The 22,522-nt window shown below is 63.6% G+C and carries 21 protein-coding genes; 9 read left to right on the top strand and 12 right to left on the bottom strand.

The window, feature by feature from the left end:
• Positions 1 to 475: 475 nt before the first annotated feature.
• Positions 476 to 658, top strand: a complete 183-nt coding sequence (locus BC1002_RS25190) for a hypothetical protein (protein WP_013092821.1) — start codon at positions 476 to 478, stop codon at positions 656 to 658.
• Positions 659 to 711: 53 nt separating this feature from the next.
• Here BC1002_RS25190 and BC1002_RS25195 read toward each other — a convergent pair whose 3' ends face one another.
• From BC1002_RS25195 to BC1002_RS25225, 7 genes are all read right to left on the bottom strand, one after another.
• Entirely contained in the window at positions 712 to 1,470 is a 759-nt protein-coding gene (locus tag BC1002_RS25195) for a phosphorylase (protein WP_013092822.1), read from the bottom strand.
• Between the two features lie 3 nt (positions 1,471 to 1,473).
• On the bottom strand, positions 1,474 to 3,558 hold the full coding sequence (shc, locus tag BC1002_RS25200) for a squalene--hopene cyclase (protein ID WP_013092823.1): 2,085 nt from the start codon (positions 3,556 to 3,558) through the stop codon (positions 1,474 to 1,476).
• Positions 3,555 to 4,823, bottom strand: a complete 1,269-nt coding sequence (hpnE, locus tag BC1002_RS25205; protein WP_013092824.1) for a hydroxysqualene dehydroxylase HpnE — start codon at positions 4,821 to 4,823, stop codon at positions 3,555 to 3,557. The genes shc and hpnE overlap by 4 nt, the downstream gene beginning before the upstream one ends.
• 4 nt (positions 4,824 to 4,827) lie before the next feature.
• Positions 4,828 to 5,676: a presqualene diphosphate synthase HpnD gene (hpnD, locus tag BC1002_RS25210; RefSeq protein ID WP_013092825.1), complete on the bottom strand. Its 849-nt coding sequence runs from the start codon at positions 5,674 to 5,676 to the stop codon at positions 4,828 to 4,830.
• 241 nt (positions 5,677 to 5,917) lie between these two features.
• Positions 5,918 to 6,868: a sensor domain-containing diguanylate cyclase gene (locus BC1002_RS25215; protein ID WP_013092826.1), complete on the bottom strand. Its 951-nt coding sequence runs from the start codon at positions 6,866 to 6,868 to the stop codon at positions 5,918 to 5,920.
• Complete coding sequence (locus BC1002_RS25220; RefSeq protein WP_013092827.1) at positions 6,865 to 7,488, bottom strand: chemotaxis protein CheC; 624 nt, start codon at positions 7,486 to 7,488, stop codon at positions 6,865 to 6,867. Before BC1002_RS25220 ends, BC1002_RS25215 begins: the two co-directional genes overlap by 4 nt.
• The gene (locus BC1002_RS25225; protein WP_013092828.1) at positions 7,481 to 7,846 is read right to left on the bottom strand and encodes a response regulator; all 366 of its coding nucleotides are present in this window, start codon (positions 7,844 to 7,846) and stop codon (positions 7,481 to 7,483) included. The genes BC1002_RS25220 and BC1002_RS25225 overlap by 8 nt, the downstream gene beginning before the upstream one ends.
• 607 nt (positions 7,847 to 8,453) lie before the next feature.
• On the opposite strand from BC1002_RS25225, the gene BC1002_RS25230 reads away from it, so the two are divergent.
• Positions 8,454 to 10,748 carry a hybrid sensor histidine kinase/response regulator gene (locus BC1002_RS25230; RefSeq protein WP_013092830.1) on the top strand — a complete coding sequence of 765 codons (2,295 nt, stop codon included), beginning with the start codon at positions 8,454 to 8,456 and terminating at the stop codon, positions 10,746 to 10,748.
• A gap of 237 nt (positions 10,749 to 10,985) precedes the next feature.
• Positions 10,986 to 12,158 carry a hypothetical protein gene (locus BC1002_RS25235; protein WP_013092831.1) on the top strand — a complete coding sequence of 391 codons (1,173 nt, stop codon included), beginning with the start codon at positions 10,986 to 10,988 and terminating at the stop codon, positions 12,156 to 12,158.
• A 104-nt stretch (positions 12,159 to 12,262) separates the two neighbouring features.
• Here the strand turns inward: BC1002_RS25235 and BC1002_RS25240 are convergent, their stop codons facing one another.
• Entirely contained in the window at positions 12,263 to 12,820 is a 558-nt protein-coding gene (locus tag BC1002_RS25240) for an NADPH-dependent FMN reductase (protein WP_013092832.1), read from the bottom strand.
• A 289-nt stretch (positions 12,821 to 13,109) separates the two neighbouring features.
• Between BC1002_RS25240 and BC1002_RS25245 the strand changes: the two genes are divergently transcribed.
• Positions 13,110 to 13,325 (top strand): hypothetical protein, encoded by a 216-nt coding sequence (locus BC1002_RS25245; protein WP_013092833.1) that lies wholly within the window; start codon positions 13,110 to 13,112, stop codon positions 13,323 to 13,325.
• Between the two features lie 82 nt (positions 13,326 to 13,407).
• On the opposite strand, the gene BC1002_RS39420 is transcribed toward BC1002_RS25245, so the two are convergent.
• Positions 13,408 to 13,542: a hypothetical protein gene (locus BC1002_RS39420; RefSeq protein ID WP_013092834.1), complete on the bottom strand. Its 135-nt coding sequence runs from the start codon at positions 13,540 to 13,542 to the stop codon at positions 13,408 to 13,410.
• A 453-nt stretch (positions 13,543 to 13,995) separates the two neighbouring features.
• Between BC1002_RS39420 and BC1002_RS25250 the strand changes: the two genes are divergently transcribed.
• Positions 13,996 to 14,604, top strand: a complete 609-nt coding sequence (locus tag BC1002_RS25250) for an RNA polymerase factor sigma-70 (protein ID WP_013092835.1) — start codon at positions 13,996 to 13,998, stop codon at positions 14,602 to 14,604.
• Positions 14,585 to 14,797 (top strand): zf-HC2 domain-containing protein, encoded by a 213-nt coding sequence (locus BC1002_RS25255; protein ID WP_193373048.1) that lies wholly within the window; start codon positions 14,585 to 14,587, stop codon positions 14,795 to 14,797. The genes BC1002_RS25250 and BC1002_RS25255 overlap by 20 nt, the downstream gene beginning before the upstream one ends.
• Positions 14,798 to 14,821: 24 nt before the next feature.
• On the opposite strand, the gene BC1002_RS25260 is transcribed toward BC1002_RS25255, so the two are convergent.
• Positions 14,822 to 15,112, bottom strand: coding sequence for a DUF1272 domain-containing protein (locus BC1002_RS25260; protein WP_013092837.1), 291 nt, complete (start codon positions 15,110 to 15,112; stop codon positions 14,822 to 14,824).
• Between the two features lie 289 nt (positions 15,113 to 15,401).
• On the opposite strand from BC1002_RS25260, the gene BC1002_RS25265 reads away from it, so the two are divergent.
• Positions 15,402 to 16,385 carry a sulfonate ABC transporter substrate-binding protein gene (locus BC1002_RS25265; RefSeq protein ID WP_013092838.1) on the top strand — a complete coding sequence of 328 codons (984 nt, stop codon included), beginning with the start codon at positions 15,402 to 15,404 and terminating at the stop codon, positions 16,383 to 16,385.
• A 54-nt stretch (positions 16,386 to 16,439) separates the two neighbouring features.
• Here BC1002_RS25265 and arsC read toward each other — a convergent pair whose 3' ends face one another.
• A complete protein-coding gene (gene arsC / locus BC1002_RS25270) occupies positions 16,440 to 16,799 on the bottom strand; it encodes an arsenate reductase (glutaredoxin) (protein ID WP_013092839.1) in 360 nt (119 codons plus the stop codon).
• A 727-nt stretch (positions 16,800 to 17,526) separates the two neighbouring features.
• Here arsC and parA point away from each other — a divergent pair.
• Both parA and BC1002_RS25285 read left to right on the top strand, forming a co-directional pair.
• The gene (gene parA, locus BC1002_RS25280; protein WP_013092840.1) at positions 17,527 to 18,189 is read left to right on the top strand and encodes a ParA family partition ATPase; all 663 of its coding nucleotides are present in this window, start codon (positions 17,527 to 17,529) and stop codon (positions 18,187 to 18,189) included.
• 24 nt (positions 18,190 to 18,213) lie between these two features.
• The gene (locus BC1002_RS25285) at positions 18,214 to 19,269 is read left to right on the top strand and encodes a ParB/RepB/Spo0J family partition protein (RefSeq protein ID WP_013092841.1); all 1,056 of its coding nucleotides are present in this window, start codon (positions 18,214 to 18,216) and stop codon (positions 19,267 to 19,269) included.
• A gap of 59 nt (positions 19,270 to 19,328) precedes the next feature.
• Here BC1002_RS25285 and BC1002_RS25290 read toward each other — a convergent pair whose 3' ends face one another.
• Complete coding sequence (locus BC1002_RS25290; RefSeq protein ID WP_013092842.1) at positions 19,329 to 20,678, bottom strand: replication initiation protein; 1,350 nt, start codon at positions 20,676 to 20,678, stop codon at positions 19,329 to 19,331.
• Positions 20,679 to 22,522: the final 1,844 nt, after the last annotated feature.

Raw genomic sequence — 22,522 nt, forward strand, 5'->3', positions numbered from 1 at the left:
AACATCGCCATGTGGCCGTACGGATGACCCGTAATGGCCTGTATAACTACCACGTCCGCGCTGCGGAGTACCGTGTACCTCGCGAAACCCCGCTCTGATGAGCGACGAGCCGTAATCTTTCGCGTGCGCCGTGTGCGCAATCCGCAATCCTCCCGCTTCAATCGCGCGCCTCGTGTACTCCGCACATCGGCTCTGGCTCGATGGCCTGGCGCTATCTTGCAGGTATCGTACGGCGTCGGCTTTGCTCCATGGCATTTTAATCAGACTCCTAAATATGGGTGAGCCTGATATTTACCGTCAATCGATAGGCAAGTCGATTATTAATATAGAATTTGACCAGAATTTACAATTAGATTCGCCGCTTTTATTGCTGAGGATGCAATTTTAAAATAAAAAGTGTGCATTCATCGGCTAGAATCTTCTCGCTTTTTTAACGGGAGTACGCCGCCCTGGCGCTCCACCGAACTGAACTGTTATGAATTGGATCGTCGACAAAGCAGCGCTTCTGCTCGCCGCTATCGCCTGTGCGGCCCTCGCATGGGCGCTGATTCACTACAGCCGCCAGTGGTTTGCGGTGCTGCTGTTCATACTGGCAATTGCGGGGCTTCTCGCGGACAACCAGCGGCTGCGCAACCGGGGCGGCTCACGCACACGCTAGCGACTTGCTGCCTGCCCGGACGCGATCGGGATGGAACCACCCTCCCCCGTCGCTCAATCGGCGACACCCGTGATCCGCAGCACGCCGCCCTTCCCCAACGCCTCCCGCGTCTGGACCAGCGTAGTCCGCGCGGCGCGCGCATCGCCGGCGAGTCGCAGCAGCGCACCGAGTTGCGATGGCTGCCGCAGCAATTCGCGCAGAATCGGCCCGAGCGCGGTGGTGCCGTCGTCGCGCAAACCCGCTGTCGCGGCCGGCGGCAGCGTGCGCCAGGCCGGATCGACCACCGCTCGACACACGGCGAACGGCAGACCGTGCGCGGCAGCGGTCGCCCCGGCGATGTGCGATTCCATGTCCGCCGCTAGCGCGCCGGTCGATTCGTGCAGCGCGCGTTTGTCTTCGGCGGTGATCAGCGGCGCGGTGACCGCCGCCGTTGCGCCACGGCGCACACGTCCCGCGAACCCTTCTGGCGTCCTGACGTCAGTTACCGCGGCGGCAATCCGCTCCGACCACTGCCGATTCGTGTCGATGCGTCCAGATGGTCCATGCACCGCATCCGCGATAATCAGCGCCCCCGGCTCCAGATCCGGCGCGAGCCCACCCGCCGTGCCGAAACTGACGATCCCCGCGGCGCCGCGAGCGATCGCCGCGCTGAGCGCGCGCTCGAGCAGATCGGCGCGCGCCGCGTACACGACCTCGACGCGCTCGCTGCCGTCGCCACGCGCGATGCGCGCCTCGAACGCCATGCCCGTCACGACGATCACCGGCAAACTGCTATCGGCCGTCCCGACGGACGGCGTCATCGACACGGACATCCGTCACATCCCGACCGTGACGCGCGTGAGCCCATTGCGCTTCAGATGACGGAAGCGCGCGAGCGCCCACAGCGGGAAGAACTTGCGATAGCCGTGGTAGCGCAGATAGAACACGCGCGGAAAGCCCGTCGCGGTAAAGCGCGTTTCGTCCCACAGCCCGTGCTCGCGCTGCTCACGCTGCAGATAGTCGATCCCGCGCGCCACCGCGTCGTGATCGACCTCGCCCGCCGCCATCAGCCCGAGCAGCGCCCAGGCGGTCTGCGACGCGGTGCTCGGCGCGCGCTCGTAGCCGCGGTAATCGAGCTTGTAGCTCTCGCCGCCCTCGCCCCAACCGCCGTCCTCGTTCTGGATCGACACGAGCCATTGCACCGCGCGCCGCATGCGCGGGTCGTCGTGCGACATGCCCGCCGCGTTCAGCGAGCACAGCGCGGTCCATGTGCCGTAGATGTAGTTCAGACCCCAGCGGCCATACCAGCTGCCGTCCGACTCCTGCTCCTGCAGCATGTAGTCGAACGCGCGCTGCGCCGGCTCGCTGTTTTGCGGCAACTCGCCGATCTGCGCGAACATCGACAGACAGCGGCCCGACACGTCCGCGGTCGGCGGATCGAGCAGCGCGGCGTGATCCGAGAACGGGATGTTGTTCAGGTAGTACTGTGTGTTTTCCGGCTCGAACGCGCCCCAACCGCCTTCGCTGCTTTGCATGCCGACTACCCATTCGCGCGCGCGCGCAATCGCTTCGCGATCGACATCGGACTTCGTGAGCGCCGCCGAACGATGCATCGCCATCGCGACCACCGCGGTATCGTCGACGTCCGGGTAATGCGCGTTGTTGTATTGGAACGCCCAGCCGCCCGGCCGCACGTTCGGGCGGCGCGAAATCCAGTCGCCGCGCACGTCGAGAATCTGCAGAGGACGCAGCCACGCGAGCCCGCGTTCGGCCGCCTGTTCGGCGCGCGCTTCACGGGTTTCGAGCAAAGCGTGCGCGACGAGCGATGTATCCCACACCGGCGACAGACACGGCTGGCAGTACGCTTCGTCTTCCTTGATCACGAGCAGCTTGTCGAGCGACTTGCGAGCGATCGCGCGGTTCGGATGATCGGCCGGATAGCCGAGCACGTCGTACATCATCACCGAGTTGGCCATCGCCGGGAAAATCGCGCCGAGGCCGTCCTCGCCGTTCAGCCGTTCGTCGACGAACGCGACCGCCGCGCGGATCGCGCGTTCGCGGCTCGCCTTCGGCAACAGGCCATCGACCGCGCGCAGCACCGTATCGACACAGCGGAAAAAGCCGAACCACCCCGCATGCTGATGCGGTGCACGCTCGTTCATGCCGGTGTTCACCGGCGCGCCGCGGAATAGTTCGTCGATACGCACCTTGCGCGGGTTGCGCGCGAGCGGCCGCTTCGCGTTGAGCACGAGCAGCGGCACGATCACCGTGCGCGCCCAGTACGACACCTTCGACAGATGGAACGGGAACCACATCGGCAGCAGCATGATCTCGACCGGCATCATCGGCACCGCGCGCCACGACACCACGCCGAACAGCGCGAGCAGGATTCGCGTGAACACGTTCGCGTGTTCCGCGCCGCCGTGCGCGAGGATCGCATCGCGCGCGCGCACCATGTGCTCGGCGTCGACCGGGTCGCCGATCATCTTCAGCGCGAAGTACGCCTTCACGCTCGCGCTGATGTCGAGCGCACCATCGGTGAAGAGCGGCCAGCCGCCGTTCGGCAACTGGATGCGGCGCAGATAGCGCGCGATCTTCTGTTCGAGTTCGAGGTTCGGCGTCTCACCGAGATAGTGAACCAGCAGCACGTATTCCGCCGGAATCGTCGCATCGGCTTCGAGTTCGTAGATCCAATGGCCGTCGGGCTGCTGCGCGGCGAGGATCGCATCGGTCGCGCGCGTGATCGACACGTCGAGCGGGCTCGCGCCGGCAGTTTGCATGGGCGACGGCGTTGCGGTTGCCAATGCGTCCGCCACGGCGGGCGCGTTGGCAACCACGGCAGCTTCGGCCAGGTTCGACGCCGCATCGGCGGCTTCGGGCAGCACCGCGTCGAGCGGTTGGGTTTGAGATAAGTCGTTCATCTGCGTTCCATCGGTTGATTCAGCAGCGTATCCGCGGCCTTCCGGCCGGAGCGGATGGCACCTTCGAGCATCGCGGGCAGGCCGGTGGACGTCCAGTCGCCCGCGAGCAGCAAATTGTTCCAGCGAGTGCGCGTGCCCGGGCGCAGCGTCTCCTGGTCGGGCAGCGCGGCAAACATCGCGCGCGGTTCCATCACCACCTGCCAGCGCGGTAGCGGCGCGAGCGGCAGGTTCGCCGCCTGTGCGACCTCGGCCCAGACGGTCTCCGCGAGTGCCTCGGGCGGCATGTCCAAGAGCCGCTCCTCGCCATTGAGCGTCACCGACAGGCGGTCGTCGAACGCAAACAGCCATTCGGCCGTTCCGTTCAGCAGCGCGCTGATCTGCGGCAGGCCGAACGGCGGCTCGACCGCAAAATGCACGTTCAGCGCGGCTCCGAAACGCGTCGGCGCACGTAGCCCCGGCACCAGCGCCGCCGCGGCGTCGGGCGGCAGCGCCAGAATCACCGCCTCGTTCGCGCCGAGCGTGAGGCTCTCGTCAGAGAAATGCAGCGCCTGCACGCGCGCCGGGTCGGCCGCGAACGTGATGTCGCGCAAACGCGAACCGAGCCGGATCGTCGCGCCGCCATGCTGCAGGAGCCGTAGCGCCGGTTCGACGAACGCACTGCCAAGACCATTGCGCGCGACGAGCGGCCTGCATGCGAGCCCGCCCGCGAGCAGCGTTTCGCGCACGAGCGCGCCGGTCAGCTCGGCCGACGCGTCGCGCGGCTCCAGATTCAGCAGCACATGCAGCAGCGGCCGCAGCAGCCGGTCCCACAGCGGACCGTCACAGCGCATCGTCTGCGCGACGCTGCGGCCCGGCTTCGCGAACAGCAGCGGCACGAGCGACAGGTAATCGGTCGGTACCGTGTTCGGCACGCGCGCATGCGCATCGAAAATCCACCACGGCAAACGCCCCGGCGACAGGCGCACGCTCCAGCGCGAACGCGTGGCCAGATCGACGAACGGATACTCGGGCTGCGCGGGGCCGACCAGTTCGTCGGCGGCGCCGATCGCGCGCACGTAGTTCAGCGTCGCGGCATTGGCCGACGGCACGATGTGATTGCCGCTGTCGAGCGTCGCGCCGAGTTGCGCGTCGTAGTACGAACGGCAGCGGCCGCCCGCGAAATCCTGCGCTTCGTGCAGCACGACCCGCGCGCCGCGCCGCTGCAACTGCACAGCGGCGGCGAGCCCGGCCACGCCCGCGCCGACCACGTGGACGAGCTTCGGCATCAGCTCAGAAAAGCGCGTAACGCGCGACGATCCACAGCAGGCGCAGCTTCGGCTTGCTGACCTTCGTGCGCGGAAGGTCGAAGCCGCGCTCCAGCGTACGCTCGAGCAGCACGCGATAGACGCCCGACATGATGCGCGGCGCACGCACTTGAGCGCGCGGCTCGCGATCCATGATCGCGTCGGACGCGGCGAAGTGCTGCTTCGCGCGCTCGGCGAGCGTCGCGCAAACGCGCGGCAGCGTCGGGTCGTCGGCGATCTGCCGCGGGTCCGTGGCCGCGATGCCTTCGCGCGCGAGCAGCTCGCGCGGCAGATAGCAGCGGTTGATGTCGGCGTCTTCGTCGATATCGCGCAGGATATTGGTGAGCTGCAGCGCGCGGCCCAGATGGTGCGCGAGCAGCCGGCCCGGCTCCTCACGCATCCCGAATATCCTCACCGATAGACGGCCGGCCGCGCTCGCGACTCGGTCGCAATACAGGTCGAGCGTGGCGTCGTCGGGCGCGCAGATGTCGGCGGCGGCGTCCATCGCCATGCCGTCGATCATCGCGTGAAAATCCTCGCGTTGCAGATGAAACGTGTGAATGTGCCGCGTCAACGCGCGCAGCGACGCGCGCGGCTGGCCGGCGTAGCACGCGTCGATGTCGGCGCGCCATTGCTCGAGCCCGGCCGCGCGCTCGGCGCGCGGCAGGTCGCTGTCGGCGATGTCGTCGACGGCGCGGCAGAATGCGTAGACCTGATACATCGCATCGCGCTGCGCCGTCGGCAAGATGCGCATAGCGAGATAAAACGAGCTGCCGGACGTGGCGGCAGCGGCGTCGATTTCAGTATCGTCCACGACAAGATTGGAAACAGCCAAGACGATCTCCGCTGGAGGCGCCCGCTGAAAGGCGTTCAAAGAGGTTTTTATGCCGACCCGCAGGGCAGTGTGCCCGCGCGCGCGGACACGCGCGAAACATCCGGCTGGGCGGCCGGAAACGGCGAAAAGTATAGCAATCTTTGCCGGTGACCGCAGATTTGGCGGCCAATGGGGACGGAAAGGAAGGCGGCTGGGGGCGGGGGACCGCAGTGGATTGGAACCGCGCCGCCCCGCTAGCGAATCAGGCCCCGGCGAGCCGGAACGCGACCGCGCAGTTGCGGCCCTGGCGCTTTGCTCTGTACAGCGCCGCGTCGGCCTCGTTGATCAGCACGTCGTACGCGGGTAACCCCTCGCGCGCCGACGCGCCGCCGAGGCTCGCGGTGACCGGCACGCTGGTGCCGATCAGCTCGACCGGCGTTTCCTCGATCACGCGACGGATCTTCTCCGCCACCAGCATCGCATCGTCGAGCGGCGTGCACGGCAGCAGCAGCGCGAACTCCTCGCCGCCGAAGCGCCCGAACGTGTCCTGCGCGCGCACCACGCCGGCGACACGCTGCGCCATCACGCGCAGCACCGTATCGCCGACGCCGTGACCGAACTGGTCGTTGATCTGCTTGAAGTGATCGAGATCGAACAGCAGCATCGACATGTCGCCGCCGTAGCGCTGCCAGCGCGTGAACTCGTCGCGCAGCCGCGCTTCGAAAAAGCGCCGGTTCGCGATGCCGGTCAGCCCGTCGCGATTCGCGTACTCCTGCAGCTTCGCGACCGCCTCCTCGCGTTCGCGCTGCACGATGCTCACATGCGTCACGTCGGAGATCGTCACGCACACCGCCACCACTTCGCGGCCGCGCATCAGCGGCATGAACGTGCAGTCCTGCTGCATGAAGTCGACCCCGCCGGTGATCGGCCGGTCGTGATCGAACTTGAACAGATACGGGCGCTGCTCCCACGAGCTGAACGCAAAGCTGCCGAGCTGAAACACGCTCTCGATCTTGCGCGACAGCCACACGCGCGGCAGCTCCGGAAAGTTCTGGTAGATCGAGCGGCCGACCACCTGCTCAGCCGACAGGCCGCTATGGTCCTGCATGAAGCGATTCCACATCAGCACGTTCAGTTCGCGATCGAGAACGAAGATGCCAAAACCGACCCGCTCGACCACGAGGTCGCTCAACGATTCCACTGGGACATTCATATACTGGACAGCAGCGCATCGAGCGCTTCGTTCATGTGACGGATTGAGTCTTCGGCCATCAGCATCACCAGATGCGCGCGAAAACTCCGATGTTCGAGCGCGAAGTTCACTTCGACGAGCAGCGCGACCTGCCATTGCAGCACGCCTGGCTGGAACACTTCGTCGAGCGTCAGCGTGTCGCCGAGCACGCCCGGCGCGGAAAACACCGGTGTGCGGCCGAGCTGGTCGAGTATCGACGACACGCAAGCGCCCGACAGCAGGTTCGCAACGTCGAGCATCAGTTCACGCTCGCCGATCGCCTCGTAGCTCGAGCGCGCGTACGGGTCGCTGACGAGCGAACACAGCTGCGCGATGCTGTCGCTGCGACAGATCACCAGCACCTCGCCCTTGATGTCCGAGCGAAAGCCCTGACGCACCGCGCTGACCGTGTCGTCGATGTGGGTCATCTCGCGCAGCGTGCGCGCCGCATCGCTCACCGCGACCATCTTCACGCGCGGCACCGACAGCTCGATAAACGAATCGAGCAGCCCCGCGAGCCGCGTCGCGGCCCGGCCCATCGCAAGGTTGGCGATTTCCTGAAGCGCGTCGCGCTGGTCTTCGGTGAACGCGGGCTCAGACATACAAGCCGTACTCCTTGAGGATGGGCAGGACCGCCTCCGACGTCACCGGCTTGGCGATGAACGCGATCGCACCGAGTTCGCGCACGCGCTCCTGGGCGAGCGGCTGCACGTCGGCGGAAACGACGATCACGAAGGTATTGAGGTCCTCGTGCTGCAACGCTTCGAGGACCTGGTAGCCGGTCATGTCCGGCATCGTCAGATCGAGGAACATCACCGAGGCCTTGCCCTCGCGATACAGCGCGAGCGCCTCGCGCCCGTTCGTCGCATAGGACACGTCGACGGCCCAGTCGGGCGGCAGTGCCTTCGTGAGCAACTTGCGGGCGAGCAGCGAATCGTCGGCGATCACAATGGGCAGCATGGCAACGGCGGGTCGGGCGGTTTTTTGGGCGGGTCGGATAAAGGAATCGGCTCGTTCGTCTGCGCGTTTTCCGCGCCCGGTTGTTTGCGATTTTCGTACGTCCCGACAGCGAAGGGCGGCACGCCTTCGCGTGATGCCGCCCGATGCGCGACCAGGTACGGTGGCGCCTGTCGAATTGCAAATGCCTATGGCGAGAGGGGTGCGAATGCAGCAGGACGCGTTTTGGCGGACCTTGACGATCCGGCGCACAGAGGCGGCAACGGCCTTTTATCGTGGCGAGGATTGTCGAAGCAAAGCCGCGCAAAAGCAACTCGCCAGAATCGCCGACGGTAACGATCTGTTTCTATGCTAGGCGAATTTAAGAAATAGTTTTATCGTCAGGACCGGCATTTTTTTATCTTTATACTTTTGTGTACGTTTGCGCTTCCCGATTCGTCGCTGTTTTAAAGCCGCTTTTAAAGAACGACCGGCACGGTGGACGCCCGTTCCCCACGCTTTGCGGCGAGTTTTTCCGCGCTGCGTCTATGCTTGTTCTGAAGGCGGCATGGTGCCGGCAATGGCCCGATACGGGGCTGCCACATTCGAACGACTTTTCGCGTCAACGACAATGACATCAGACCAGGTCGAGTCCGCCCGAGCGGGCCGCCTTTCGGGTCGTCCTGCCCGCGAGCAGGACGACGCGTCGTTTCCCGCCGTGCCGGAACAGAACTTCCAGGTGCGTCGCATCACACTGATCGCGCTGCTGACCGCCGCGATCGTGCTCCCGTTCGTCTACGTCGCGGCGATGGCATTCACCGATCTGCGCTCGCGCGAGGCCGACGCGACCGAGCTGGCGCTGCGCACCGTGCGGGTCGCCGAAGAACACGCGTTGAAGGTGTTCGACATGAACGAGACGCTGAACTCGCGCATCGTCGATCTGACCGAGGGCCTCGACGACGAGGGCATTCGCGCACGCGAACACACGATTCACGACAAGTTGCGCACGATGGGCGGCGGCTATCCGCAGGTGGCTTCGGTGTCGATCTACGGCGAACAGGGCGCGCTGCTGGCGAGCAGCCGGCTGTATCCGGCGCCGGAAATTTCGATCGGCCAGCGCGACGATTTCGTCGGCATCCGCGGCGGCAACGCGATCGAACGCGTGTCGAAGGTGATGACGGGGCACGTCAGCGGCGAGCAGGTGTTCAACATGGGCGTCGAGCGCCAGCAACTCAACGGTTCGTTCGCGGGCATCGTGTCGATCGCGCTGCGCCCCAGCTATTTCGACGCGTTCTATCGCGAACTGCTCGGCAACAGCGACGACACGCCGATCATCATGAGCCTCGTGCGCACCGACGGCGCGGTCCTCGCGCATTACCCGCGCGGCCCGCGCGAGCCGACCGCGCTCGCATCGGATTCGCCGTTCGCCGAAGCGGTCTCGCACGGGCAGCGCTCCGGCGTCGTGCGGATGCACTCGAGCTTCGCCGGCGGCAACCTGATCGTCGCATTCCGGCACGTCGGCTCGTACCCGGTCTACGTGCTGTGCGGCTATCGCACCTCGGCGATCTGGGCCGCCTGGTACAAGCACCTGAGCGTGCTGATCCTGTCGATGTTCACGCCGTCGATCGCGCTGTGGTGCGTGATCTGGCTGTCGCTGCGCCGCCTCGGCGCCGAAGAGGAAGCGTGGCAGCGCTGGCAGGCCGAGGCATCGATGCGCCGCTCGATCGAATCCGCGTACCGCCAGTCGCGCAAGATGGAAGCGCTCGGCACGCTGGTCGGCAGCGTCGCGCACGACTTCAACAACCTGCTGATGATCCTGTCGGCCAACGTGCAGATCGTGCGACGCCGCGGCGTCGGCGGACTGGAGCGCGAACTGTCGGCGATGGAGCGCGCGTTGAAGAGCGGTCAGTCGCTGACTCGCCAACTGCTCGGCGTCGCCCGCAAGCAGCCGCTGCGCACCGAGACGCTGTCGCTCGAACGCTGGCTGCCATCGTGCCGCGAGCTGCTGCGCGCGTCGCTCGGCGCGAAGGTGTCGCTCGTGATCGATAGCGGCGTCGATACCTGGCCGGTGCGTGTGGATGTCGCCGAGCTCGAGCTCGCGCTGATCAACGTCGCCGTCAATGCGCGCGATGCGATGGCCAACGGCGGGCGCTTCACCGCACGCGCGAGCAATGTCGTGTTACGTCGCGAGGATGGCTTTCCGCTGACCGGCGAGTTCGTGCAACTGTCACTCGAGGACACCGGCGCCGGCATGGCGCCCGACGTGCTCGCGCACGCGTTCGAGCCGCTGTTCACGACCAAGTCCAAAGGTATGGGCACAGGGCTCGGATTGCCGCAGGTGTTTGCGTTCTGCGAGGGCTCGGGCGGGCTCGCGGCGATCGACAGCGCGATCGGCGCGGGCACCTCGGTGCGGCTCTATCTGCCGCGCGCGTCGACCGAACCGCACACTGGCGGACCCGTCGAAGCGCTCGCGCCCGCAAGCGACGCGCGGCACGGTCTGCGCGTGCTGCTCGTCGAGGACAACGAAGAAGTCGCCGCCGGCACCGAAGCGCTATTGCAGATGATGGGCCACCAGGTGACCTGCGTGTTCAATGCCGACACGGCGCTGCGCGTGCTCGACGACGCCCGCGCGAAGCGCGCGGACACCGGCGAGCCGCTGCCGTTCGATCTGGTGCTGTCGGACATTCATATGCCCGGCAAGATGAATGGCATCGATCTGGCCGAAGCGGTGCTCGGATTCGATCCGCAGCTGCCGGTCATTCTCGTCACCGGCTACGCGGAAGAACTCGACCGTGCGCAGCAGGTGAACGTGCACGTGCTGTCCAAACCATTCGATATCGGACTGCTGGAGCAGCTGCTCGAAACGATCCAGCACAACGCCGTGCCGACGAGCGCCGACACCGCCACGCATGCGGCCGATACCTGAGCTCCGCGTCGTCCTTGCGGCATTTACCTGCCCTTGTAAAAAGCGCGGCGCTCGCACGCTGCGCTTTTTTTCGTCGCGAGTCCGCGTCATGCGTGGTGCGCCGCGCATCGCGGCCGGGCATGGGACGCAGCGCCGCCGCGCGGCGGTGCGGGGGCATGATCGTTGCGTGGCCAAAGACGGCAAGGGGACGACGCCTCGGGCGCCGCCCGTTCCAGCAGAACATGTCGGGAGACAACCATGCAACATCTCGTGATTGGTTTATTCGACACTTACACGCAGGCTGAAACCGCCCGCGACACGCTCGTGCAAACCGGTTTCGCGCGCGAGAAGATCGAGTTGCAGGCGAACGCCGAACCGTCGGTTGGCTCGGCCACCAGCGAAGTCGCCAATGCGGGCGTGCTCGCGAATATCGAGCGCTTTCTCGCCAGCCTCTTCTCGACCGGACCGCGTCCGTCGGACACCGCCCGTTATGCCGAGGCGATGCGGCGTGGGGCGGTGCTCGTGTGTGTTCATGCCGCGAGCCAGTCGCATGCGGAACTGGCGCGCAACACGCTCGTGCGGCTCGGCGCGACCGATATCGGCGACCGCCTGCCCGAGACGGACACCCCGGTCGCCCCCAACCGCGATCACTCGGTGCTCGATGAGTTGGGCATCGGCGCGGTGATGCCGGGTACGCCGCGTACGTCGAGCGTGACGACCGAGGCGGGCGCGACGCGCGGCACGCGGGACACCACGGCAACACCGGGTGCGGGTGTGAGTTCGAGCAGCGGCGCGGCGGGTGCGGCGGGCGTGAACGAATCGACCGGAATCGCCGGCGCAACGGGCGCCACTTCGGCAACCGGTACGACCGCACCCGGCACCATGCCTGCTGCCGCCACTCCGCGACCCGATCCGCTGACCGCCATGCCGCCGCCGGACATCGGCGCCGCCGCCGAGCCGTACGCGCCGCCGCCGATCAGCGAACGGCCGATGAGCGATTCGGTCAACGAACCCATCGCCGATCCGCTCACCGGCGATGCGGGGCGCAGCGCGATCGCCGCCGGCTCCGTGCCGGGTTCGGGCGCGGTGATGCAGCCGCAGCCGCCCGACATCGTCCCCGAAGGCGGACAGCCGGGCACCGGTCCCGGCGCCCAGATGCCGAACGAATATCTGGAGTACGAAGAGGACTTCCGCACGCACTACGACGATCAGTACGCAGCCGAGAACGCGCGCTACGAAGACTACGTGCCCGCCTATCGTTACGGCGCGGAGATCGGTCGCGACGCGCGCTTCCGCGATCGTCCGTGGGAAGAAATCGAGCCCGAAGCGCGCCGCCATTGGGAAACCACGTCGCCGGAGAGCACGTGGGAGCGCTTCAAGCTCGCGGTGCGTCATGGGTGGGAGCGGGTGACCGGGCATCACGACGTGTAAGTGATGCGGAAAGCGAAGCGGGCGCGGCCGCCTCACGCGGCGCGCGCCGTGTTCTCGTTGCTTCGGCGGATGGTCAGGGCGCGGTCGGCGCCGCTAAGTCCCGGCTACGCCACCGCCCCATGCCGCTTGATCCACGTGACGTAGCGGTCCATGAACGACTGCAGGAACTTGCGCGTGCCGTCGTTGACGATCTCGCCTTTTTCGTTGATCACCGACGGATCGTGCTTGATGAACACCTCGGGCTGACCCATCGTCGCGACGTCGAGATAGGCGAGCACGTTGCGCAGATGCTGTTGCGCGAGCGCCGTACCGGTGGCGCCGACCGAGGTGCCGATCACCGCGCCGGGCTTGTTGCCCCACGAGTTCGTGCCCCACGGCCGCGAGCCCCAGTCGAGCGCGTTTTTCAGCACGCCCGGTATCGAGCGGTTGTATTCGGGCGTCACGAACAGCAGACCGTCCGCGGCTTGCACGCGCTCCTTGAGCTTCTTGCCGACCTCCGGATAGTCGGCGTCGTAGTCCTGTGAGTACAGCGGCAGAGAGCCGATATCGATGTATTCGAAGGTGAAATCGGCTGGAGCGAGGGAAATCACCGCCTGAGCCAGCTGGCGATTGAACGAATCCCGCCGCAGGCTGCCGACGACTACTGCAATGTGATAGGCCATGTTCGCTTCCTCAGTTAGTGCGCTCGACGCGCGGAGAGTCGGACTGTTCATGATAGGCAAAAGCTGCGTGAAACGCCTGGCGACTGGCGGATTTGGCGAGGCGATAGCGGATCGGGAAGGGTTCTTGCGGCACCTGTCGGTGGATAACCTCGCAGCTCGAAAAGTTATCCACAGAATCGCTGAATAACCTTGTGGATAAGTAGAACTTTTGCCTTGTCAATCAAGCATGCCTTCGGGCCAGGGCGATCTGAGGCAAATGGGCACCATCGACCTTCTGGAGGATCGGATCATGAGTCTCGACTACGCAGGAAAATCTCACGACGAAGCGGTCGCCGCGCGCAAGAAAGCGCGGCAGCGCGCGCAGGAACCGGCGGGCGGCGAGATGGCCGTCGACGGCGTCGAAGCCGATGCCACGCATAGTTGCGGCGAGTTGTCGGAGCAAGGCAAGCAGGTATGGCGCACGGGCGCCGGGCTCGATGGCGGAGGCAAGGCGCCGAGCCGCTAGGGGCCGAACGCTGAATGCAAAAAGGGCGCCGTTGCCGGCGCCCTTTTCTTTTGCTTGCTTGCTGCGTATTTCGACGTGCCGCTCAGTTGCCGAAAAATACGTTGCAGTACGACGCCGGGCCGTTGCAGGTCGAAGCGGGAGCGTCGGCGTGAGCGACGCCCGAAGCGGCTGCGAACAGTGCGACCGAAGCGATCAGGGCGGAGAAAATGCGTTTCATGGTTCGGGTCCTCGTTTGCGTATAGGTGCGCGATCTGATGCGATCGATGGCGTGAAGAATAGCGAGCGGGCCCGCGTCCACAAACAGCGAAGATGAGAAGACATTTTTTTATAAATTGAAATAATCGTTGTTATCTGAGGGCGCGGAATTGGTGGTCGATCGCGAGGCATTGATTGACCGATGCGCCGATTCAAAAGCCTTCTCTCGGGCCGGCTCGAAATATCGTTTCTTGCAACAATCAATTTCCGATGTCATAAGCCGCCGCGCCGCGCGACCAAGCTCCTCGGGCCATCGATCGCCAAGGGGTATATGTTCAATACCGATTCATTAGGGCAGGAACGTGAGGGACAATGGCGCACGCATCCGCAAATCGTGCGAGGACGACCTTCCGCTCATGACTCACAACGTTTCAGGGCAACACGCGCAGCCGACAGCGCCGCGACGGAGCACGCCGTGACGAAGCCAGGCGGTCCGTCGCTCGACGATCCCATCTATCTAGCGCAATTGCGGCGCGACCTCGTGCGCTTCGCCCGTCTGCAATTGCGCGATGCCGCGGCCGCCGAGGACGCCGTGCAGGAAGCGCTGACCGCCGCGTGGACTCAGGCCGGGCGTTTCGCCGCGCAGTCGGAGCACAAGACCTGGGTATTCGGCATCCTGCGCCACAAGCTCGTCGACACGCTGCGCGCGCGCCAGCGCACGGTCAATTTGTCAGCGCTCGAAGCCGAACTCGACGGAGAGGCGTTACTCGATCGCGAGCTATTCAAGGACAACGGCCACTGGTCGCGCGAGACCAAGCCGCGTCCATGGCCGACACCCGAAACCGCATTGCGCCAGCAGCAGTTCTGGACGTTGTTCGAAATGTGCCTCGAGCATTTGCCCGAGCACATCGGACGCGTGTTCATGATGCGGGAGTTTCTCGACCTCGACATTGCGGCGATCTGTGCCGAACTGCAGATCAACGCGAATCATTGCAGCGTGCTGATCTATCGGGCGCGGCTGCGGCTGCGCACGTGCCTGAGCGAAAAAGGCCTATCCAGCGAGGATGCGAATGGGGAAGTGTAAGGACATCACGCGGCTGCTATCCGACGCGCTCGACCGCTCGCTGTCGACTGGCGAATGGCTCGCGATCCGCCTGCATCTGCCGACTTGCAGCGGGTGCCGGAACTATCGCAAACAGATCCGCCTGCTGCGGGTCGCCGCGCATGTGGCGAGCGGAGTCGCGAACGCCGATGGAGCGGAGAGCGGCGACGAGTGATTTGCCGCTTTGTCCCATCGAGGTTCAGCGCTCAACGGGCGGCACGTCGCGATAGCGTTCGAAAAAGCGGGCATGCGACGCTTCATCGATGCCGACAGGATGTGCATCGGCACGCGCGGGATGTTTGGCAAGTTGCGCCCGCGTGCGAATCGGCCGATGCGCGAAATTGCCGCCGCAATTCGGACACACATTGCGCAGCTTGGTCAGCGCGCAGACCTCGCAGAACGTGCATTCGTAGGTGCAGATCATCGCGTCGGCCGCGTTCGGCGGAAGTGACTTGCCGCAGCCTTCGCAGGTTGGTCGCAATTCGAGCATGACGGAGGTTCCTGTTAGTGGCGACGCGATGTGCGGGTTGCGTGCCAAGGGTTGCGAGAGGATCGATGCAGCGGCGAGCTGGTGGCCGCCGGCGCTGCTGTGCCGGTCGATTGTAGCGGGAAGGGATGGACTGGGCGTTCGGCGTTCGGCGTTCGGCAATGCTTCGCGAGTGCCGCATGATTTGCTTATGCGAATTAATCGGTTCGTCCAAGCGGGCAGACGAATTATCGTCGGAGCCAATCGGACCGTCTTTTGGTGTCCGTCAAATTCTCCTTCGACGAGTATTCTCATGTCCCGTGATCCGCTGCTGACGCGCCGTACGTTTCTCGCCGGCGTAGGCGCAACGCTCGCCGCCGCCGCGTTGCCGGTCTTTTCCCCCACTGCATTTGGTGCCGATGAACATGCAAAAGAACTTCGTATCGGATACCAGAAAGCCGCGAGCACCCTGGTATTGCTGAAGGCGCACGGCACGCTCGAAAAGCGGCTAGCGCCACTCGGCATCACGGTCAAATGGACCGAGTTTCCGGCTGGGCCGCAATTGCTGGAAGGGCTGAACGTCGGCGCGATCGATTTCGGCTACGTGGGCGAAGCGCCGCCCGTGTTCGCGCAGGCCGCGCGCGCCAATTTCGTCTATACCGCATATGAAATTCCGACGCCGCACGCCGAAGGCATCCTCGTGCATCCGGACGCGCCAATGAAAACCTTGGCCGATCTGAAGGGAAAGAAGATTGCCCTGAACAAGGGCTCGGATGTGCACTGGTTTCTCGTCGCCGCGTTGCAGAAGAACGGCGTGAAGTTCAGCGAGATCCAACCCGTGTATTTGCCGCCCGCCGATGCACGCGCGGCCTTCGAGCGCGGTGCGGTCGATGCGTGGGCTATCTGGGACCCGTTTCTCGAAGCCGCCAAAAGGCAGACGAACGCGCGGCTGCTTACGGATGCCGAGGGTATCGTCAGTCACCACCAGTTCTTTCTGAGCGCGCGACCCTTCGCACAAAAGAACGGCGACGTTCTTGCGATCGTGATCGATGAAGTCGGCAAGGAAGGGGAGTGGGTGCGCGGTCATTACAGCGAGGCCGCCGCACAACTCGCGCCGATTCAAGGGCTCGACGCGAGCGTGATCGAATCAGGCTTGCGCCATTACGCACACATCTATAAGCCCGTAGACGCGAACGTGCTCGCGGAACAACAGCGCATCGCGGACACGTTCACCGAACTGCACCTGATCCCGACGAAGATCGTGACCAAGGAAGCCGCGCTGTCGGGCAAAGCCTAGCGCGGCAATTCGAGTCCGCATTGCGCACGTCGGTTGACTTCGACGCTCGCGCGATCAACCGAAAAGCACGGCGGCATTTTCCGGCGGGCGGCCGATGACGGCACGCCCGTTTCTGACGACGATCGGTCGTTGCAACAGAATCGGATGCTTTGCCAATGCTTCATAGAGCTGGGCATCCGTCAGCGACGGGTCGGCAAGATTGAGATCTTTATATTCGGCCTCGGTGTCGCGAATCATCTCGCGGACGGGACAGCCAAGTTGAGCATTGAGATTCTTGAGCTCTGCGACGGTCAACGGCTTCTTCAGATATTCGACGATTTCCGTCGCTTCATTTGAGGGATTGTAGATGTTCGCGACGAGTTCGCAGGTGGCGCGCGATTTGGAGCAGCGCGGGTTGTGGTAGATGGTGATCATGGCTGGGTTCAGGGCTTGCGCCGTCGAAGGTTGCTGTGACGGTTAGAAGGGTTCGGGAATTTTAGCGGTTGACTTGATGGCGTGGCGCAGGATGAGTGCGCGACCTGCGCGTTGTTTGAACATCGGTGGGGGTCGGTTGGTTTATGCGCATAAACCGACGCTGCTTTCCGATATGAATCGGCATCGTTTCATGCTGGAAGCGTGAGTTCTCGTCGCGTCTGCGATTCGCTCGCGCGGGGCTCAATACAAACGACAATCTCGACCCCCACGCAGATGAACCGCCGACGGCACGTTGGCCGCTTGTCGCCAAGTTCGGGCAAGAGCAGCGCCGGACGACTCGATGGCGAATGCTCCATCAGGCCAATTACCGCGCGAACTTTATGCGCATAAAGTCTCGCACCCCTTGGCCGCCCAGATGCGTGCTCTCCTTTTTCTCTCCCCCGATCTGCCCGAGAACCGCGAACAGTCGGCGATGACTGAGCACGCAGTACGCGAGCTCACGTTTCTTTCCTCCGATCCCCTCCGGGAGACAGCGATCAGCAACGCTCAGGCCTCAATCCAAGCTTGCTCTGATATCCCGCAAGACCCCAGGCAACTCTCCGATGCCTCTTTATGCGCATAAACCCTTTGCCGAATGGCCAATTCCCGAATTTCGCTTACTCAAATCATTTGAAATAGCAATTCAACCAGGTAAAATCCATTTGCGTCTAAAAAGAGGAGGTGAAATTTGGCGGCAGAAATCATCGCGGTAACACAGCAGAAAGGCGGGGTCGGGAAGAGCACCATCGCGATGCATCTCGGCGCTGCATTTCACGAGAAAGGCAAACGCGTTCTCGTCGTCGACGCCGATGGCCAAAACACCCTGATTCATTGGGCGAGCGCTGCCTCCGACGGCGACATCGGTATTCCATTCGCCGTCGTCAACCTGTCCGAAGCAGGTAGCCAGATCCATCGCGAGATCAAGAAGTTCGTGGCTGACTATGACATCATCGTCGTCGACTGCCCGCCCTCCATCACCGAAAAAGTCTCCGGCGTCGTCCTGCTCGCAGCGAGCGTCGCGGTGATCCCAACTTCGTCGTCCCCCGCCGATTACTGGTCGAGCATCGGCCTTGTCAAACTGGTCCAGCAGGCGCAGGTCATGAACGAAGACCTGCGCGCCGTGTTCCTGCTCAACAAGACGGAAGAGAAACGGATGCTGACGCGCGAGCTGAAGCGCGCGCTCGAAGAACTCGGCTTCCCTCTCCTCAAAACCCAGATCCCCACGCGCGAAGCCTACAAGCAGGCAATGGCGTTGGGGCAAACGGTGCTTCAGATGAACGACCGCGGCGCGAAGCTCGCCGCGCTCGAAGTACGAGCGTGCGCCAACGAGATCGCCGCCTTGCTCCCGTGAATTTATGCGCATAAAGGACCCTGAATGAAACCGTCCCAATTCGCCAAAGGCTTTCAAGCACGTCCTGATACGACCAGCAGCGAAAAGCGCACCGCACTCGACCGTCTGAATGCGATCGACGGCCTGGTCAAAAACGAGTCGAAAACTCCTGCGATCGCCGGGCGTCCGATTCCGGGCGTCGTGCCATCGCGCCTGCAGGACGCCGAGATTCCTGATCCGGACAACGAATCAGCGGCCTACCGCGCTTGGCGGCTCGAGCACGGCTATCGTCCCGGCCAGGTCATCGAACTGGCGCTCAAGACCATCAAGCCCAGCCCGTTCAATCCACGGTACTTCTATGTGAAGTCGTCGATTGCGGAGCTCGCCGTCAATCTGGCGAAGCAGGGGCAGCAGCAGGCGATTCACGTCATTCCCGACTACGACAACCCTGGTACCTACTTCGTCAGTGACGGCGGCCGGCGCGTGCGCGCGCTGAAAGAAGCGAACAAGGAGTCGGTGAAAGCGATCGTCATCGATCTGCCGATCGGCATCCAGAGCTACAAGCTCGGATACGACCTCAACGTGCAGCGCGATTCTCAGACCGTGTTCGACAACGCGGTCGTGTGGCGACGCTTTCTCGACGAGCGGCATTTCCAGAGCCAGAAGGAACTGGCCGAACATCTCGGGCTCGATGAATCGACGGTCGCAGTCGCGCTGTCCATCGCAAAGCTGCCGGAAACCGTGATGCAGGAGATGGTCGCGCGCCCGGACCGCTTCGGCTCGAACATGGCGTATCAGGTGGGCCGCTATCACACGGCGCGCGGTGCGGACGCGACGCTGCGACTGATCAACCGGATTCTTTCCGACGATCTGAGCACACGCCAGGTTGCCGACATCGTCAAAGGTCGAGCGACCGCGCAGGAAAGCGCCAAGCCGGCGGGCCGGCAGCGCTATGCGCAACGTCTGGAAATCAAGCTTGGTGGTGTGTCGGTCGGTGATCTGAAGTCGTATGGCGACGACCGACTCGAGTTGCGTCTGAAAGGCCTCACGCGAGAGAAGCGCGACGACATCCTGCGGCAGATTGAGAAGATGCTGAAGTAAGACGTGACGGGCGGTGCGCGTGCACCGCCGCCTGGATTTCCAAGGCCGTTACCGACCCATCAGGCCGCGCGCGACTGGCTCAGCGTGAAGGCGAGCAGATCGCCGTCGGTGGGTTCGCCCCAAGTCCTGCGCGCGAGCCAGTCGAAGAACGCCGTTTCCACGATCTTCGAATCGAGCCCGCGACGCCGCCAGTCGTCGCGCATGTGCGTTCCGAGCCCCGGCAATTCTTCTTCCTCGAACGACTGCCGCGCGATATCACGCTCCGACTCGCCCTGTTCGTTGTACAACTCGTAGGCCTGCTTGCGACGGTAAGCCGAATACTCACCCAGCAGACGCGCCTTCAGATCGTCGGCCGGTGACACCACGGCCTTGCTGGTGCCGCCACCTGCGGGCAGCGCCTCGACCGGCGGCGCATAGCCCTTCTTCAACGCATCCTTGAACAGCGCCGGCGCGCTGCGCACCGGCGGCAGCGACGTGCTGCGCATCCGTTGCTCGGTCATCTGCAACGCAGCGCGGATGCGATTCTCTTCGCTGTCCGCGTAGAGCGTCTGCGCTTCCTTCAGCGGAATGCCGATCTTTACCATCCGGTCGACCAGCGTGCTGTCGAACACGTTCGGATGCTCGTCGAGCGCGAGCATCGGCTGCTTGCGCTCGGTCACGCGGAACTGGATTTCAGCGACGCGCCGACCCTCGCGGTGCTCGATCAACTCGACAAAAATATTCGTGACCGCGTTGACCTCGGCGATGGCCGGGCGCAGGTAATCGCGCTTGAAATACTTGTACTCGCGCTTGGCCTCGTCGCCGGCTTCGGTATCCGGCGTGCCCGACAGAATCGGCCGCCACCATTCCCAGGTCTCGCGCATCGTCAGATGGCTGGGGTTGGTCAGATAGCGCACGCAAATTTCGTAGAGCGCGAGGCCCGCGCTGCTGCGCAACTGGCTCTGGAATTGCAGACTCAGCCGCGCGTACTGAACCGGATCGAGCAGCTTCTTCTTGATCTTCGGCGCAAACGAAAACTCGACCCAGACGCGACGCGTGGTGGGATCTTCGAGAATTTCCGCGTCCGCGATCAGCGTCGAAATACCCCATTTGCGGCCGGGCTTCTGACTCGAGGTGCCGGTACTCCACTCGACCTGCACCGACACCATGCGGCGCAGGTGCTCCTTGACGAGCGCAGTGTCATTGGAATCGAACGCGGAATTGGCGACGATGTCGGACAGCAGCGCCCGATAGGTGTCGCCCGATTCATCCGCTTGCTGGGCCACCGCGAGCAACACGTTAAAGAGCTTACGCGTGAGCAACGTGATCTTGCCGCTCTTGGGCTGGATCGCGATTGCCTCGACGGCTTTGCGCAGCTCAGCCGAGCTCGGGCTGACAACATCGGTCTTTTTCGCGCGCTTCGTGGCCATGCGTCGGGGTGAGGGAGGGGATTTCGCGAGAGCATACCGGCTGTGGTGATACGCGTCTATAGCGCCCATCTCACCATTGCCGGTGAAGCGAGTTTACGAAGCGCACCTCACCTCGAGCAAGTCCCGAAAACCCTCACCTCGGCTGCAGTCACCAGGATCGGGCTATCCTTGCCGGTCGCGGCGTTTGCGAATCCGGCCCGTTTCGGTGCGTACGGGAATGGGGAGCATTTGATCCCGAATCTTCTCACCTCAAAAATTTTCGCGGATTTTTTCGGGACGTCGTGTAAACGGACGGTTTCTGGGGGGATGACTTCGTCGCGCGGCCTCTTCACGGTTTCGTCGATCGTCGCTTGGTGCCGGGTGACGCAAAGTCCGGATCAGTAGATGGAACGCCCGCACGGTATTGGACTCGCGGCGCGGAGCGGGCCATCAGGCTTCAATTGCGGGCCTGCCGTTCGACTGCGTTGTGCCTCTACCGACGAGTCAACCCTCGCCGCAGAGGACCTGCCCGTCAACCAGCGCTTGCGACTTCGAGCTTCGACCGAACTGCGGTAAAAAGGGAGATCGAGCCCCAAGCAAATCCTCACCACTCCGATGCTCCCGAAAACGCTCACCATAGCACCGCCGAAAGGGACAACACGGCACGCGCGCATGCCGCGCCACTACCGCATTTCCCCACTGTGACCTCCTGAAAAGCCTCACCTTTGCGGTTTCTGGAAGCCCCAACGCCCCCATCGAGAGACCTCCTGAAAATCCTCACCTTTGCTGTTGGAAAAACAAAACCGCCATAATTTCAAAGACTTGCGACAATCCCACGAAACGGTCGAAGCACGGGTAGCCCCGTAAAATCTCACCTTAAGCCTGTTTTTTCGCAGCGCAGCACTTTCATTGCGTCGCCACGGATCTCCCGAAAAGCCTCACCTTTGCGATCTCAGTGTCGGTTTACGGACCGCCGCCAACCGCCATCAGCCGGGCATTTCCGGCCCGCAGCCTCCATTTCGGTCCCGAATTTCCTCACCTTTGCGCCCAGAACCCTAGCCAGAGCGTCCCGAAAAGCCTCACCTTTGACCGAATCGCCGGCCAAACCAGCTCGCGGATCTGGCTCACCAGCCGGCGCCCCGAATCCCCTCACCTCTCCCAGCACCGGGGTTCAGGCCGGGGCATTCTTTCGGATGATCGAGGCGTCGCAATCCATCTTCGCTCCCGTAAAACCTCACCTCGGCGGTGTGGATGCTCAAAAAGAAGGCAAATCGGCCGCCGTGCCCCGAAAAATCTCACCTTCGTTTCACGTTTTCTCCCGCCACGGCTCACCAAAGCGGTTAACCCCCCTAAAAAACCCCCAAAAAACCTCGCTCGCGAGCTTCCCGAAAACCCTCACCTTGGCGCAGCCCAAACCGAACGGGCACTTTCGAGGACTATCGGGCGCTCCGCCGCCACTCGGTCCCGCAAAACCTCACCTTTGCCCGGACCCCACGTATACGTCGTTTCCTGAACCCGCTCACGTTCCTTCCCGGACTCGCTCACCGAGCTCCCCGAACCTCATCACTCGAGTTCCCCGCAGATCCTCACCAAGTCTCCCGTAAAACTTCACCTTGCCAAGCTGGAAGCCCCACCAGACAAGGGTTTGCCGAGTCGTTAACGTTTTTAACAAGGGTTCAAAGGTGTTTACTTTTATTACTCTCAAGCCTCACACCCCGCGAGTCCCGTGAAACACGGGTCCTACAACCCGCAGCCATGAGCCATCACTCGTGAAACAGTGCGCGATCGTATGAAAATCAAATAAAGCGCTTCTAATACAATGGCTTATTGGCTATTCTTCGTTTTGTTTCACGAAAAAAAACGCA

Source organism: Paraburkholderia atlantica, from assembly GCF_000092885.1.
In the GTDB taxonomy this organism is placed as follows: domain Bacteria; phylum Pseudomonadota; class Gammaproteobacteria; order Burkholderiales; family Burkholderiaceae; genus Paraburkholderia; species Paraburkholderia atlantica.

What these genes read in the sequence shown, in the direction of transcription:
- BC1002_RS25190 (WP_013092821.1), top strand. Translation starts at nt 476, where the DNA reads ATGAATTGGATCGTCGACAAAGCAGCGCTTCTGCTCGCCGCTATCGCC.
- BC1002_RS25285 (WP_013092841.1), top strand. Translation starts at nt 18,214, where the DNA reads ATGAAACCGTCCCAATTCGCCAAAGGCTTTCAAGCACGTCCTGATACG.
- BC1002_RS25235 (WP_013092831.1), top strand. Translation starts at nt 10,986, where the DNA reads ATGCAACATCTCGTGATTGGTTTATTCGACACTTACACGCAGGCTGAA.
- BC1002_RS25230 (WP_013092830.1), top strand. Translation starts at nt 8,454, where the DNA reads ATGACATCAGACCAGGTCGAGTCCGCCCGAGCGGGCCGCCTTTCGGGT.
- BC1002_RS25265 (WP_013092838.1), top strand. Translation starts at nt 15,402, where the DNA reads ATGTCCCGTGATCCGCTGCTGACGCGCCGTACGTTTCTCGCCGGCGTA.
- BC1002_RS25260 (WP_013092837.1), bottom strand. Translation starts at nt 15,112, where the DNA reads ATGCTCGAATTGCGACCAACCTGCGAAGGCTGCGGCAAGTCACTTCCG.
- BC1002_RS25245 (WP_013092833.1), top strand. Translation starts at nt 13,110, where the DNA reads ATGAGTCTCGACTACGCAGGAAAATCTCACGACGAAGCGGTCGCCGCG.
- BC1002_RS25240 (WP_013092832.1), bottom strand. Translation starts at nt 12,820, where the DNA reads ATGGCCTATCACATTGCAGTAGTCGTCGGCAGCCTGCGGCGGGATTCG.
- hpnE (WP_013092824.1), bottom strand. Translation starts at nt 4,823, where the DNA reads ATGCCGAAGCTCGTCCACGTGGTCGGCGCGGGCGTGGCCGGGCTCGCC.
- BC1002_RS39420 (WP_013092834.1), bottom strand. Translation starts at nt 13,542, where the DNA reads ATGAAACGCATTTTCTCCGCCCTGATCGCTTCGGTCGCACTGTTCGCA.
- BC1002_RS25290 (WP_013092842.1), bottom strand. Translation starts at nt 20,678, where the DNA reads ATGGCCACGAAGCGCGCGAAAAAGACCGATGTTGTCAGCCCGAGCTCG.
- BC1002_RS25225 (WP_013092828.1), bottom strand. Translation starts at nt 7,846, where the DNA reads ATGCTGCCCATTGTGATCGCCGACGATTCGCTGCTCGCCCGCAAGTTG.
- BC1002_RS25255 (WP_193373048.1), top strand. Translation starts at nt 14,585, where the DNA reads ATGCGAATGGGGAAGTGTAAGGACATCACGCGGCTGCTATCCGACGCG.
- BC1002_RS25220 (WP_013092827.1), bottom strand. Translation starts at nt 7,488, where the DNA reads ATGTCTGAGCCCGCGTTCACCGAAGACCAGCGCGACGCGCTTCAGGAA.
- BC1002_RS25215 (WP_013092826.1), bottom strand. Translation starts at nt 6,868, where the DNA reads ATGAATGTCCCAGTGGAATCGTTGAGCGACCTCGTGGTCGAGCGGGTC.
- BC1002_RS25195 (WP_013092822.1), bottom strand. Translation starts at nt 1,470, where the DNA reads ATGTCCGTGTCGATGACGCCGTCCGTCGGGACGGCCGATAGCAGTTTG.
- shc (WP_013092823.1), bottom strand. Translation starts at nt 3,558, where the DNA reads ATGAACGACTTATCTCAAACCCAACCGCTCGACGCGGTGCTGCCCGAA.
- arsC (WP_013092839.1), bottom strand. Translation starts at nt 16,799, where the DNA reads ATGATCACCATCTACCACAACCCGCGCTGCTCCAAATCGCGCGCCACC.